Origin of the sequence: Mycobacterium colombiense, from assembly GCF_001672755.1 — a bacterium.
GTDB lineage: Bacteria > Actinomycetota > Actinomycetes > Mycobacteriales > Mycobacteriaceae > Mycobacterium > Mycobacterium colombiense_C.
On record NZ_LZKI01000005.1, the window covers coordinates 1 to 12316 of the forward strand.

Below are 12316 nucleotides of genomic sequence, written 5' to 3' on the forward strand. Positions count from 1 at the left end.
GCGGGCGGTCTGGCCCAGGTTGCGGGCCTCGTTGCCGTCGTTTCCGGGGACCGTGATGATCAGGTTGTCGCCGTCGACGACGACCTCCGAACCCGAGACGCCGAGCCCGTTGACCCGGGCACCGATGATCTGCTGGGCCTGCGCCAACGCCTCACGGCTGGGCTTCGAGCCGTCCGGGGTGCGCGCGGTCAGTGTGACCCGGGTGCCGCCCTGCAGGTCGATACCGAGCTTCGGGGCGGCCCGCTTGTCCCCGGTGAGAAACACCAGCAGGTAGACGCCGACGAGCAATAACAAGAAGACCGACAGGTAGCGGGCAGGGTGCACCGGCGCCGAAGACGATGCCACGTTCCTTCTATCTCCTCGAAAATCGGTTAGTTACCCCGGACAGAGCCTACGTGGCCCGCACTTGCCCGTTGCGCAAGCGGTCCGTTGCAGCGATCGGTGGGCAATCCCGGTCAGAAATCCTTGGTGATCGAGTCCTCGTCGGCGGAGTCGTCGCCGTCGGCCAGGTCCTCGTCGTCGTCGGGCAGGATCCGGTCGCGGATCGCCAGCTTCATCCAGGTGGTCACCACGCCGGGTGCGATCTCCAGGTCGACGTTGTCGTCGGTGATCGCGACGACGGTGGCCTGCAGGCCCGACGTGGTGTGCACCCGGTCGCCGGGACGCAGCGACTCGTGCAGGTCGATGGTGGCCTGCATCGCGCGCTTCTGCCGGCGCGACGCCAAGTACATGAACCCGCCCATGATGAGCAGGAAGGGCAGGAACAGGATCAAACTTTGCATGGACGCGCCTGTCTTTCGTCGTAAATTATCGGGGCTTTCCTGGTGGCTGGGTGCCGGTACGACTCAAGCGTCGCGCACCTCGTAACGGTCCAGTGTGCCCGTTCAGTCTGGCAGGCCGCGGGTCACGACCGACCGCCACGGTGCACGGAGTGCCCGCCGGCGCCAGGGTCGATAGGCTTTTGGTGCGACGTGAGACGCGCGTCGCGGGGAGGAGTTATGTGGTGGCCAGGCTCGAGCAGACTCGCCAGCTGGTCACCGAGATCCCCGGTCCGGCATCGCTGGAACTGACCAAGCGCCGCGCGGCGGCGGTGTCGCACGCGGTGAACGTGTCGGTGCCGGTCTTCGTGAAGCGCGCCGCCGGCGGCATCATCGAGGACGTCGACGGCAACCGGCTGATCGACCTCGGTTCCGGCATCGCGGTGACCACCATCGGCAACTCGTCGCCCCGGGTCGTCGAAGCGGTGCGCGCGCAGGTGGCCGAGTTCACCCACACCTGCTTCATGGTGACGCCCTACGAGTCCTACGTCGCGGTCGCCGAGACACTCAACCGGATCACCCCGGGTTCGGGTGAGAAGCGCTCGGTGCTGTTCAACTCCGGCGCCGAGGCGGTCGAGAACGCCATCAAGGTGGCGCGCGCGTACACCCGCAAGCCCGCCGTGGTGGCGTTCAACCACGCCTATCACGGCCGCACCAACCTGACCATGGCGCTGACCGCCAAGTCGGCCCCCTACAAGAGCGGTTTCGGCCCGTTCGCGCCGGAGGTCTACCGCGCGCCGCTGTCCTACCCCTACCGGGACGGCCTGATCGACAAGGAACTGGCCACCGACGGGGAAAAGGCCGCCGCGCGCACCATCAACGTGATCGACAGCCAGATCGGCGCCGACAACCTGGCCGCGCTCCTCATCGAGCCCATCCAGGGTGAGGGCGGGTTCATCGTTCCGGCCGAGGGCTTCCTGCCCACCCTGCTGGACTGGTGCCACAAGAACGACGTGGTGTTCATCGCCGACGAGGTTCAGACGGGGTTCGCGCGCTCGGGCGCCATGTTCGCGTGCGAGCACGAGGGCATCGAGCCCGACCTGATCTGCACCGCCAAGGCCATCGCCGACGGACTGCCGCTGTCGGCGGTCACCGGCCGGGCGCAGATCATGGACGCGCCGCACGTCGGCGGTTTGGGCGGCACCTTCGGCGGAAACCCTCTAGCGTGCGCGGCCGCGCTGGCCACCATCGAGACGATCGAGAACGACGGATTGATCGAACGGGCCCGGCAGTTGGAACGCCTGATCACCGAACCGCTGCTGCGCCTGCAGGCCGGCGACGACCGGATCGGTGACGTGCGCGGTCGGGGCGCCATGATCGCCATCGAACTGGTGAAGTCGGGAACCGCCGAGCCCGACAAAGAACTGACGCAGAAGCTGACCGTCGCGGCCGCCGCGGCCGGCGTGATCGTGCTGACCTGCGGCATGTACGGCAACATCATCCGCCTGCTGCCGCCGCTGACCATCGGTGACGAGCTGCTGACCGAGGGCATCGAAATCCTCGGCGGACTCCTGCGCGACCTGTAAGACAGGGCGAGCCCCCCGCCCCGCGTGGGCAATCTCACAAACACCACAAAGGCCGGATCATGGTGGAATACCGTTACTTTAGCTAACGTTCTATGTGTCAGCGCGTACAGCGCAAATTGACTCGCTAACTTTCATTTGCAAGGGATCTGTTATGTCGACTGCTATTCATGACGAAGAACTCGACCGCCGTATCGAGCAACTCATTGCCAACGACCCCCAGTTCGCCGCCGCCCGCCCGGACCCGGCGATCACCGCTGCCACCGAACAGCCCGGGCTGCGGCTACCGCAGATCATCCGGACCGTGCTGGACGGTTACGCCGACCGGCCGGCTCTGGGGCAGCGCGTCGTGGAGTTCGTCAAGGACGCCAAGACCGGACGGACGTCGGCCGAGCTGCTCCCCCGCTTCGAGACCGTCACGTATGGCGAACTCGGCCAACGGGTTTCGGCCCTCGGCCGCGCCTGGGCCAGTGACTCGTTAAGCGCCGGCGACCGCGTCTGCGTGCTGGGCTTCAACAGTGTCGACTACGCCACCATCGACATTGCGCTGGGGACCATCGGCGCCGTGTCGGTGCCGCTGCAGACCAGCGCGGCGATCTCGTCGCTGCAGCCGATCGTGGCCGAGACCGAGCCCAGCCTGATCGCCTCGAGCGTCAACCAGCTGGCCGACGCGGTGGAGCTGATCCTGGCCGGCGAGCACCTGCCCGGCAAGCTTGTCGTGTTCGACTACCAGCCCGAGGTCGACGACCAGCGCGAGGCAGTGGACAGCGCCGTAGCACGGCTGGCCGGAACCGGTGTGGCCGTCGAGAAGCTCGCCGACGTTCTGCAGCGCGGCAAGGACCTGCCCCCGGTTCCCGAGCAGCAGACCGACGAGGACTCCCTCGCGCTGCTGATCTACACCTCCGGAAGCACCGGCGCCCCCAAGGGCGCGATGTACCCGCAGAGCAACGTCGGCAAGATGTGGCGGCGCGGCAGCAAGAACTGGTTCGGCGAGAGCGCCGCATCGATCACCCTCAACTTCATGCCGATGAGCCACGTCATGGGCCGCGGAATCCTCTACGGCACGTTGGGCAATGGCGGCACCGCCTACTTCGCGGCGCGCAGCGACCTGTCCACCCTGCTCGACGACCTCGAGTTGGTGCGGCCCACCGAGATGAACTTCGTCCCGCGCATCTGGGAGACGCTGTTCGGTGAATTCCAGCGCCAGGTGGAGCGCCGTCTGGCGGACGGTGGGGACCGCGAGGCGGTCGAGGCCGCGGTGCTGGAGGAACAGCGTCAGTACCTGCTGGGCGGGCGGTTCATCTTCGCGATGACGGGCTCCGCGCCCACCTCACCGGAATTGAAGAAGTGGGCCGAGTCGCTGCTGCAGATGCACCTGATGGACGGCTACGGCTCGACCGAGGCCGGAATGGTGTTGTTCGACGGGGAGATTCAGCGGCCGCCGGTGATCGACTACAAGCTGGTCGACGTTCCGGACCTGGGCTACTTCAGCACCGACCGCCCGCACCCGCGCGGTGAGCTGTTGCTGCGGACCGAGAACATGTTCCCCGGCTACTACAAACGGGCCGAGACCACCGCCAACGTTTTCGACGACGACGGCTACTACCGCACCGGTGACGTGTTCGCCGAGATCGCTCCGAACCGGCTGGTGTACGTCGACCGCCGCAACAACGTGCTCAAGCTCGCACAGGGCGAGTTCGTGACACTGGCCAAGCTCGAAGCGGTGTTCGGCAACAGCCCGCTGATCCGCCAGATCTACGTCTACGGCAACAGCGCCCAGCCCTACCTGCTGGCCGTCGTGGTGCCGACCGAAGAGGCTTTGGCGGACAACGACATTGAGTCACTCAGGCCGAAGATCGCCGACTCCCTGCAAAAGGTCGCCAAAGAGACCAACCTGCAGTCCTACGAGGTGCCACGCGACTTCATCATCGAGACCACCCCGTTCACGCTGGAGAACGGTCTGCTGACCGGGATCCGCAAGCTGGCGTGGCCGAAGCTGAAGCAGCACTACGGCGAACGGCTCGAGCAGATCTACGCGGATCTGGCCGCCGGACAGGCCAACGAGCTGGCCGAACTGCGCCGCAGCGGCGCCGAGGCACCGGTGCTGCAGACCGTGAGCCGGGCCGCGGCCGCCATGCTGGGCGCCGCGACCAACGACCTGTCCCCCGACGCCCACTTCACCGATCTGGGTGGAGACTCGTTGTCGGCCTTGACATTCGGCAACCTGCTGCGCGAGATCTTCGACGTCGACGTCCCGGTGGGTGTCATCGTCAGCCCGGCCAACGACCTGGCGGCCATCGCCACCTACATCGAGGCCGAGCTCCAGGGCTCCAAGCGGCCGACGTTCGCCGCCGTGCACGGACGCGGCGCCACCACGGTGCACGCCAGTGACCTCACACTGGACAAGTTCCTCGACGAGGCCATCCTGGCCGGCGCGCCGAGCCTGCCGAAGCCGGCGACCGAGGTGCGCACGGTGCTGTTGACCGGGGCGACCGGATTCCTGGGCCGCTACCTGGCACTGGACTGGCTCGAGCGGATGGACATGGTCGACGGCAAGGTCATCGCCCTGGTGCGGGCCAAGTCCGACGAGGAGGCGCGCGCCCGGCTGGACAAGACCTTCGACAGCGGCGACCCGAAACTGCTGGCGCACTACCAGGAGCTGGCCGCCGACCACCTCGAGGTCATCGCGGGCGACAAGGGCGAGGCCAACCTCGGCCTGGACCAGCAGACCTGGCAGCGACTGGCCGACACGGTCGACGTCATCGTCGACCCGGCGGCGCTGGTGAACCACGTGCTGCCCTACAGCGAGCTGTTCGGCCCCAACGCCCTGGGCACCGCGGAGCTGATCCGAATTGCGTTGACGTCCAAGCAAAAGCCGTACACGTACGTGTCGACGATCGGTGTGGGCGACCAGATCCAGCCGGGCAAGTTCGTCGAGAACGCCGACATCCGGCAGATCAGCGCCACCCGCGAGATCAACGACAACTACGCCAACGGCTACGGCAACAGCAAGTGGGCCGGCGAGGTGTTACTGCGTGAGGCACACGACCTGTGCGGTCTGCCCGTCACGGTGTTCCGCTGCGACATGATCCTGGCCGACACCACCTATGCCGGGCAACTCAACCTGCCGGACATGTTCACCCGGCTGATGCTGAGCCTGGTCGCCACCGGTATCGCGCCCGGTTCGTTCTACGAGCTCGACGCCGACGGCAACCGGCAGCGGGCGCACTACGACGGTCTGCCGGTCGAGTTCATCGCCGCGGCGATCTCGACGCTGGGAACGCAGATCACCGACACCGACACCGGCTTCCAGACGTACCACGTGATGAACCCGTACGACGACGGCATCGGACTCGACGAGTACATCGATTGGCTGGTCGAGGCCGGGTACTCGATCGAGCGCATCCCGGATTACTCCGAGTGGCTGCGGCGGTTCGAGACCTCGTTGCGGGCCCTGCCGGATCGGCAGCGTCAGTACTCGCTGCTGCCGCTGTTGCACAACTACCAGAAGCCGGACACGCCGATCAACGGCTCGATGGCACCCACGGATGTGTTCCGCGCGGCGGTGCAGGAAGCGAAAATCGGCCCCGACAAAGACATTCCGCATGTGTCGGCGCCGGTGATCGTCAAGTACATCACCAATCTGCAGTTGCTCGGACTGCTCTAACGGCAACAACGAAATCGCCCAGTCCCGTTGCGGGACTGGGCGATTGCTATTGGTCGACGCGAACTACTGCTGCGGGTGCGGCCAGCGCAGGTACGCGGCGTTAGCCCCGGCCCCCGCACCGGCGCGGTTCTTGCGCCATCCCCGCTTGGGCTCAGGGTCCACCGACGACCGCGGCTTGGTCAGCGCGCCCGAGGAGACCTCGGCCGGCTCGTAGACCGAATCCCGGTAGGGCTCAACGCCCGGAGCGGCGACGGGTTCGCCCGGCACCGGATGCACGTCGCGGGCCAGGCGCACGGCGGTGCGCGCCAGCACAACGCCGCCCACGAAGATGATCAGCGCGCCCAGACCCGAGAAGTACGTCACCTCGAGCACCGCGCGCTTGCGGTCGGTTGCGGCGATCGGATCACCGGCCGAACCGATTCCCAACAACGGGGCGACCTGGCCGCCCACTACGAACCAGGCGCCGGCCAGCACGGCCAGCCAGCCGCCCAGCATGGCGGCGACCCGGTTGCCGGCGACGATCAGTAACAGGCCGCCCAGTGCGGCGGCCGCTCCCGGCGCCACTTCCAGCCAGCCCCGGGCCGTGCTCCATGCCCAGTCCCGGTCGGGTGTGTAGGCGAAATTGAAGTGCGGACCAACAAACGGTATTAACGCCCCCCAAGCTCCCAAAATGACCAGGAGCAATCCGCTGACCGCGCCGCGCGAGCGCGGCATACTCAGCCCGCGGGGTCGGCCGTCTTCTGCGTATTTCATGACATCCCCTCGTTGAATACCGGGTCGAATTCCGGCCTGGGCTGGTTACCCAGCGCCTTCCACTACTAACCCACGAGGAGCGCGAAAGCCACCGGTAGTCGTGGCTTTTGAGGCTGTTGGGGCTGGTGTTACTGCTGAAGGCCGAGCAGCAGCAGCACGATGGCGATCGCCGGAAGGGTGCCCTGCGTCGCGGCGGCGCGCGCCTTATCGCGATCGGACGCGATCAGCACCACCGCGGCCGCGGCCATCGACCCGACGCCCGCGAAGATCAGCGCCGCTCCAATCCCTGTGTGCCCCAGAGCAATTGCGGCGATGCCCACAGCGGTGACAATGGCCAGGAACAAGTTGTAGAAACCCTGGTTGAAGGCGAGCAGCTTGGTGGTTTCGGCTTCGGCCGGGGTGGTGCCGAAGGTGGCTCGGGTGCGCTCCGAGGTCCAGGTCAACGATTCGATCACAAAGATGTAGACGTGCAGCAACGCCGCCAGTGCGGCGAACACCAACGCGGTGGTGATCATCGCTCCTCCTCGCCGGTCGAGGCCCGCGTGGCGGCGGCCACATTTTCGCTTGTCTCGGCCGGTGAACATTACCGACCGGCGGTGAGCCGGGCCACCCTGACGCGAAGAGGCACCGGTAGCCGGGCTACCGGTGCCTCTCGCCTTGGAGACTGCGCGCTACGCGCCGGCGTGGTGGTGCCGGTGGAACAGGCCACCACCGGTGCGCCGGCGGAACAGGCCGCCGCCGCGCCCGCGGGGCGCCCGCTCGGCCGCGACGGCGTCCGCCGGCGCGCCCGCCGGGCCGCGGGTCTCGTCATACATGGCCGGTTGGGCCGCCGGGACGGCCTCGCCCGCCACCGGCGCCGGTTGCGCCACCACGACGTCACGCGCATGCCGAACCGCCAGGCGTGCCACCGCGGCCCCACCCAGGAACACGATCAGGGCGCCCAGGCCGGTGAAGTAGGTGACGTCGAGCAGGGCTCGTTTGAGGTCCGTCGACGCCATCGGTTGACCGATGTCGCCGATGCCGAGCGTCGTCGCGAACGCGCGGCCGACCACGAACCAGGCGCCACCGGCGACTGCCAGCCAGCCGCCGAACACGGCGCTGGCACGGTTACCGGACATCAGGACCAGCAAGCCGCCCACCGCGGCCGCGGCCCCGGGAAGCACCTCCAGCCAGCCTTTGGCCGTGGTCCACGTCCATGCCGGGTCGGCCATATAGGCCCAGTCGATGTTGGGCCCGAAGAAGGGCACCAACGCGCCCCACGCGCCCAGCAGAATCAGGAGTAACCCGGTCAGCGCGCCGCGGGAACGTGGCATGTACAGCGCGCGAGGGCGATCGTAGTCGTGGCTCGTGGTCCTCATTGGAACCTCCTTCAGACAGGTATGACTGCTGTGAGGCTGGTTACCCGACGGCGCCGGGGTGTAACCGGTCACGCGCAGGTTGATGTTTGCTGGGGCCACCGGAACGGGCTCCGAGGGGCGATGGTCGCGGCCGCGCTGTCCTTGGCGCCGACGGCCTGAGCTGGACGGATACCGCGCCCGACGAACGTTCCCAACCGGCCGGGCGCAAAGGTCACGATTTGGCCGCGAAATGCCCGGGGGCGGTTGCCGCTAGTCGAACAGGCCGGCCTGGCCGAGGCCGGTCACCCCGGCCGGCGGCGTCATGCCGAGGTGCGTCCAGGCCTTGGCGGTGGCGACCCGGCCCCGCGGCGTACGCGCGATCATGCCGGCGCGGACCAGGAACGGCTCGCAAACCTCCTCGACCGTGGTGGCCTCCTCGCCCACCGCCACCGCCAGCGTCGACACCCCGACCGGGCCGCCGCCGAAGCTGCGGGTCAGTGCCGAGAGCACCCCCCGGTCGAGGCGGTCCAGGCCCAGCTCGTCGACGTCGTAGACCGCCAGCGCGGACTTGGCGACGTCGCGGGTGATCACGCCGTCGGCGCGCACCTCGGCGAAGTCGCGGACCCGGCGCAGCAGCCGGTTCGCGATGCGTGGGGTGCCGCGCGAGCGCCGGGCGATCTCCTCGGCCGCCTCGGCGCCGAGCTCGATGCCCAGGATCCCGGCCGAGCGCGCCAGCACCCGCTCCAGCTCGGCGGGCTCGTAGAAGTCCATGTGCGCGGTGAAGCCGAAGCGGTCGCGCAGCGGGCCGGTCAGCGCGCCGGACCGGGTGGTGGCGCCCACCAGGGTGAACGGCGCCACCTCCAGCGGAATCGACGTCGCCCCGGGGCCCTTGCCGACCACCACGTCGACCCGGAAGTCCTCCATCGCCAGGTAAAGCATCTCCTCGGCGGGGCGGGCGATGCGGTGGATCTCGTCGATGAACAGCACGTCGTGCTCGACCAAGTTGGACAGCATCGCGGCCAGGTCGCCGGCACGTTCCAGCGCCGGGCCTGACGTCACCCGCAGCGAAGACCCGAGCTCGGCCGCGATGATCATGGCCAGCGACGTCTTGCCCAGCCCCGGCGGACCGGACAACAGAATGTGATCCGGTGTGTTGCCCCGGTTTTTGGCTCCCTCGATGACGAGCTGCAGCTGTTCGCGCACCCGCGGTTGGCCGATGAACTCGCGCAGCGAGCGCGGTCGCAGGCTGACGTCGATGTCGCCTTCCGCCGGCGCCAGCGCCGCTGAAACTTCCCGAAGCTCTCGGTCCTCGTAGTCGTCGGTCATCGGGACTTGCCCAGCAACGACAGCGCGGCCCGCAGCGCGGTCGACGTCGTGGCGTCGTGTTCAGCGGCCAGCACCTTGTCGGTGGCCTCCTCGGCCTGCTTGGCCGCAAACCCAAGGCCGACAAGGGCTTCCACGACCGGACTGCGCACCGCGTGGCCGTTGAGGCCGGCGCCGGCCGGTGCGTCCGCCGCGCCGACGCCGACCTTGTCGCGCAATTCCAAGACCATCCGTTCGGCGCCGCGCTTGCCGATCCCGGGGACCCGGGTCAGCGCGGTGACATCGCTGTCGTGCAGCGCCTGGCGCAACGCGGCGGCGTCGTGCACGGCCAGGGTCGCCATCGCCAGCCGCGGCCCCACTCCCGACACCGACAGCAGCGTCAGGAACAGATCGCGAGTCTCGGTGTCGGCGAAGCCGTACAACGTCATGGAATCCTCGCGAACGACCATCGCGGTGATCAGCCGGGCCTCGGTCCCCGACCGCAGCGTGGCCAGCGTCGACGGCGTCGCGTTCACCCGGTAGCCGACGCCGGCGGCCTCGATCACCACGTGATCGAGCGCCACCTCGAGCACCTCTCCGCGCACCGAGGCGATCATCGCGCGGCCTTCAGCTTGGCCTTGTACTTCTGTCGCTGCTCGGCGGCCAGCGCCTCGGCGGCGGCCATCCGGGCGATCATCGGCGCCCGCCAGCAATGACATATCGCCAGGGCCAGCGCATCGGCCGCATCGGCCGGCGTCGGTTTGGCTTGCAGCTCAAGGATTCTGGTGACCATGGTGGTGACCTGTGCCTTATCTGCGGCGCCGTTGCCGGTGACCGCGGCCTTGACCTCGCTGGGGGTGTGGAAGTGGACATCGACGCCGCGCCGGGCGGCCGCCAGGGCGACCACGCCGCCGGCCTGGGCGGTGCCCATCACCGTCGACACGTTGAGTTGGGAGAACACCCGCTCGATCGCCACGACGTCCGGCCGGTGGGTGGCCAGCCAGTGCTCGACGGCGTCGCTGATCTTCAGCAGCCGCTCGGCCAGCGGGGCGTCCGCGGGGGTGCGGACCACGTCGACGTCCAGCGCGACGACCGTGCGCCCGCGCCCGCTCTCGACGACCGACAGACCGCATCGGGTCAGGCCGGGATCGACGCCCATCACCCGCATTCCCGCTCCCACCTAGTAGAACAGCTGTTCGATACCCTAGCGGCCGGCGCCGACGGGTCCCGGTAGGACACGCGGCCGTGCCGCCGATTCCCACGGTGGCGTTAGGGCGCCGAACCCGAGAAAAAGCTGTTAGCTTTAGCCCACGTTCGCTCGAGCAATGTGGCAACGGAGGGGTTGGCGTGGGATCTCTGCTGGTCATGGTCGCCGTGGTGCTCTTCACCGCGTCCATCGTGGTGCTCGTCGTGGCTTTGCGGCGGCCGAAGCAACCGGCCCAGCGCGGCGGGCGCCAGGACCCGATGGCCGCCGATGCGATGCCGCAGTTCGGTCCCCGCCAACTCGGGCCCGGGGCCATCGTCAGCTACGGCGGCATCGACTACATCGTGCGCGGTTCGGTCACCTACCGCGAAGGCCCCTTCGTCTGGTGGGAACACCTGCTGGAGGGCGGCGACCAGCCGATCTGGTTCAGCGTCGAGGAAGACGACGGGCGCCTGGAGCTGGCGATGTGGGTCACCCGCAAGGACGTGCCGCTGCGGCCCGGCGACCCGTACGTCGTCGACGGCGTGATGTTCCACGAGTCCGAACGCGGCCGCGCCTCCTACACGACCGAGGGCACCACCGGCCTCCCGGCCGGTGGCGAGATGGAATTCGTCGACTGCACCAACGCCGACGAGTCGGCGCTGCTCTCGTTCGAGCGCTGGGCCCCCGACATGCCCTGGGAGGTGTCGACGGGCAAGTCCGTCTCGCCCGGCGAGATCACCGTGTACTCGGCGCCCCCGCCCAGCCCGGCGTAGACCACGAGGCCTCCTCGGTGCCCCTTCATCGGCTCGCCGTGACCCCGGCCGACGTATCCGGCGAACGGCTGGGACTCGCGCTCAACGCGCCCGTACCCACGCCGCTGGCCAGCTGCCGGCTGGACCACCCCGGCGGCGGCGCCGCGCTGCTGCTCGGCGTGCTCGGCGCCTCACACGTCGTCGCCGTCGAGCACGCGTTCTCCGAGGAAATCTCCTGCACCGCACGCAGTCTCGGGGCCGACCTGCCCGAGCGCACCGAGGCGCCCGGCTACCGCCTGCGGTCCCGCACCGACGCCCACGACGAGGCGAGCTTCCGCCGCCTCGCCCGGGACCTGCGCGGCCGTTGCGCCCACCGGGCGGGCTGGCTCGGCGGCACGTTTCCCGGTGACGACGCCGCGCTGACCGTGCTGGCCGCCGAACCCGACGGCGCCGGCTGGCGCTGGCAGACCTGGCACCTCTACCCGGGGCGACCCGCCGGCAACGGCGGAACGGTGGTGCACACGGCCAGCCGGTGGCGCCCGTGAGCCGCAACCGCCTGTTCGTGATCGCCGGTGTGCTGGGCGTGGCCGGGGTGACGTGTCTGATCTTCGGAATCCTCTTGCTGCAGAAGAACATTGCGTCGTATGTCGCCGGTCACTACCACGAGTACGCCCGCGACGTGAACGGGACCCGCTACCAGTGCACCGGATCGCCCGACCAGGTGGCCGACGCGCTCGCCGACTACGCCGAACCCGACGCGCGGGCCGACAACGGCAAGACCGAATACCTGCGCTACAGCAACAACATCGTGATCGTCGGCCCCGACGGCACCTACCCGTGCAGCATCCGCGTCGAACCGCTGAGCGCCGGATACAGCCACGGCGCCTTCATCTTCCTCGGCCCCGGCTTTTCCCCGGGATCCCCATCGGGCGGCGCCGGGGGCACCCCGGGCGGCCCCGGCGGAATCAAGTGAACGCA

Annotated in this window: 12 protein-coding genes and 1 pseudogene; 5 read left to right on the forward strand and 8 right to left on the reverse strand. The window is 68.7% G+C overall.

All coding sequences use genetic code 11. The features are described from left to right. Together A5708_RS00315 and yajC are read right to left on the reverse strand one after the other, a co-directional pair. A pseudogene (locus A5708_RS00315) lies at nucleotides 1–345 on the reverse strand (protein translocase subunit SecD); the annotation flags it as partial. Between the two features lie 110 nt (nucleotides 346–455). After that, nucleotides 456–782: a preprotein translocase subunit YajC gene (gene yajC, locus A5708_RS00320; RefSeq protein ID WP_065026716.1), complete on the reverse strand. Its 327-nt coding sequence runs from the start codon at nucleotides 780–782 to the stop codon at nucleotides 456–458. Nucleotides 783–1003: 221 nt separating this feature from the next. On the opposite strand from yajC, the gene gabT reads away from it, so the two are divergent. Further along, nucleotides 1004–2344 carry a 4-aminobutyrate--2-oxoglutarate transaminase gene (gene gabT / locus A5708_RS00325; RefSeq protein ID WP_065026799.1) on the forward strand — a complete coding sequence of 447 codons (1341 nt, stop codon included), beginning with the start codon at nucleotides 1004–1006 and terminating at the stop codon, nucleotides 2342–2344. Nucleotides 2345–2495: 151 nt separating this feature from the next. Continuing rightward, nucleotides 2496–6008, forward strand: a complete 3513-nt coding sequence (gene car / locus A5708_RS00330) for a carboxylic acid reductase (RefSeq protein WP_065026717.1) — start codon at nucleotides 2496–2498, stop codon at nucleotides 6006–6008. Between the two features lie 63 nt (nucleotides 6009–6071). Here the strand turns inward: car and A5708_RS00335 are convergent, their stop codons facing one another. The 6 genes from A5708_RS00335 to ruvC all read right to left on the reverse strand — a co-directional run bounded on the left by A5708_RS00335 (nucleotide 6072) and on the right by ruvC (nucleotide 10568). Continuing rightward, the gene (locus tag A5708_RS00335; RefSeq protein ID WP_065026718.1) at nucleotides 6072–6761 is read right to left on the reverse strand and encodes a hypothetical protein; all 690 of its coding nucleotides are present in this window, start codon (nucleotides 6759–6761) and stop codon (nucleotides 6072–6074) included. 128 nt (nucleotides 6762–6889) lie between these two features. Next, complete coding sequence (locus A5708_RS00340) at nucleotides 6890–7276, reverse strand: DUF1304 domain-containing protein (protein ID WP_065026719.1); 387 nt, start codon at nucleotides 7274–7276, stop codon at nucleotides 6890–6892. Nucleotides 7277–7432: 156 nt separating this feature from the next. Then, entirely contained in the window at nucleotides 7433–8119 is a 687-nt protein-coding gene (locus A5708_RS00345) for a hypothetical protein (RefSeq protein WP_065026720.1), read from the reverse strand. Between the two features lie 249 nt (nucleotides 8120–8368). Continuing rightward, on the reverse strand, nucleotides 8369–9424 hold the full coding sequence (gene ruvB, locus A5708_RS00350; protein ID WP_065026721.1) for a Holliday junction branch migration DNA helicase RuvB: 1056 nt from the start codon (nucleotides 9422–9424) through the stop codon (nucleotides 8369–8371). After that, on the reverse strand, nucleotides 9421–10017 hold the full coding sequence (gene ruvA, locus A5708_RS00355) for a Holliday junction branch migration protein RuvA (RefSeq protein WP_065026722.1): 597 nt from the start codon (nucleotides 10015–10017) through the stop codon (nucleotides 9421–9423). The genes ruvB and ruvA overlap by 4 nt, the downstream gene beginning before the upstream one ends. After that, entirely contained in the window at nucleotides 10014–10568 is a 555-nt protein-coding gene (gene ruvC / locus A5708_RS00360; protein ID WP_065026723.1) for a crossover junction endodeoxyribonuclease RuvC, read from the reverse strand. Before ruvC ends, ruvA begins: the two co-directional genes overlap by 4 nt. A 179-nt stretch (nucleotides 10569–10747) precedes the next feature. Here ruvC and A5708_RS00365 point away from each other — a divergent pair, with 179 nt between their 5' ends. From A5708_RS00365 to A5708_RS00375, 3 genes are read left to right on the forward strand one after another with little or no spacing between them, the layout of a single operon-like run. Beyond that, on the forward strand, nucleotides 10748–11359 hold the full coding sequence (locus tag A5708_RS00365) for a DUF4178 domain-containing protein (RefSeq protein WP_065026724.1): 612 nt from the start codon (nucleotides 10748–10750) through the stop codon (nucleotides 11357–11359). A gap of 17 nt (nucleotides 11360–11376) precedes the next feature. Then, entirely contained in the window at nucleotides 11377–11883 is a 507-nt protein-coding gene (locus A5708_RS00370; protein ID WP_065026725.1) for a DUF2617 family protein, read from the forward strand. Continuing rightward, nucleotides 11880–12311, forward strand: a complete 432-nt coding sequence (locus A5708_RS00375; RefSeq protein ID WP_065026800.1) for a DUF4247 domain-containing protein — start codon at nucleotides 11880–11882, stop codon at nucleotides 12309–12311. The genes A5708_RS00370 and A5708_RS00375 overlap by 4 nt, the downstream gene beginning before the upstream one ends. Nucleotides 12312–12316: the final 5 nt, after the last annotated feature.

Bases quoted from the DNA above. Each gene is read 5' to 3' on its own strand.
- ruvA (WP_065026722.1), bottom strand. From the start codon at position 10,017: ATGATCGCCTCGGTGCGCGGAGAGGTGCTCGAGGTGGCGCTCGATCAC.
- ruvC (WP_065026723.1), bottom strand. From the start codon at position 10,568: ATGCGGGTGATGGGCGTCGATCCCGGCCTGACCCGATGCGGTCTGTCG.
- ruvB (WP_065026721.1), bottom strand. From the start codon at position 9,424: ATGACCGACGACTACGAGGACCGAGAGCTTCGGGAAGTTTCAGCGGCG.
- car (WP_065026717.1), top strand. From the start codon at position 2,496: ATGTCGACTGCTATTCATGACGAAGAACTCGACCGCCGTATCGAGCAA.
- A5708_RS00335 (WP_065026718.1), bottom strand. From the start codon at position 6,761: ATGAAATACGCAGAAGACGGCCGACCCCGCGGGCTGAGTATGCCGCGC.
- yajC (WP_065026716.1), bottom strand. From the start codon at position 782: ATGCAAAGTTTGATCCTGTTCCTGCCCTTCCTGCTCATCATGGGCGGG.
- A5708_RS00340 (WP_065026719.1), bottom strand. From the start codon at position 7,276: ATGATCACCACCGCGTTGGTGTTCGCCGCACTGGCGGCGTTGCTGCAC.
- A5708_RS00345 (WP_065026720.1), bottom strand. From the start codon at position 8,119: ATGAGGACCACGAGCCACGACTACGATCGCCCTCGCGCGCTGTACATG.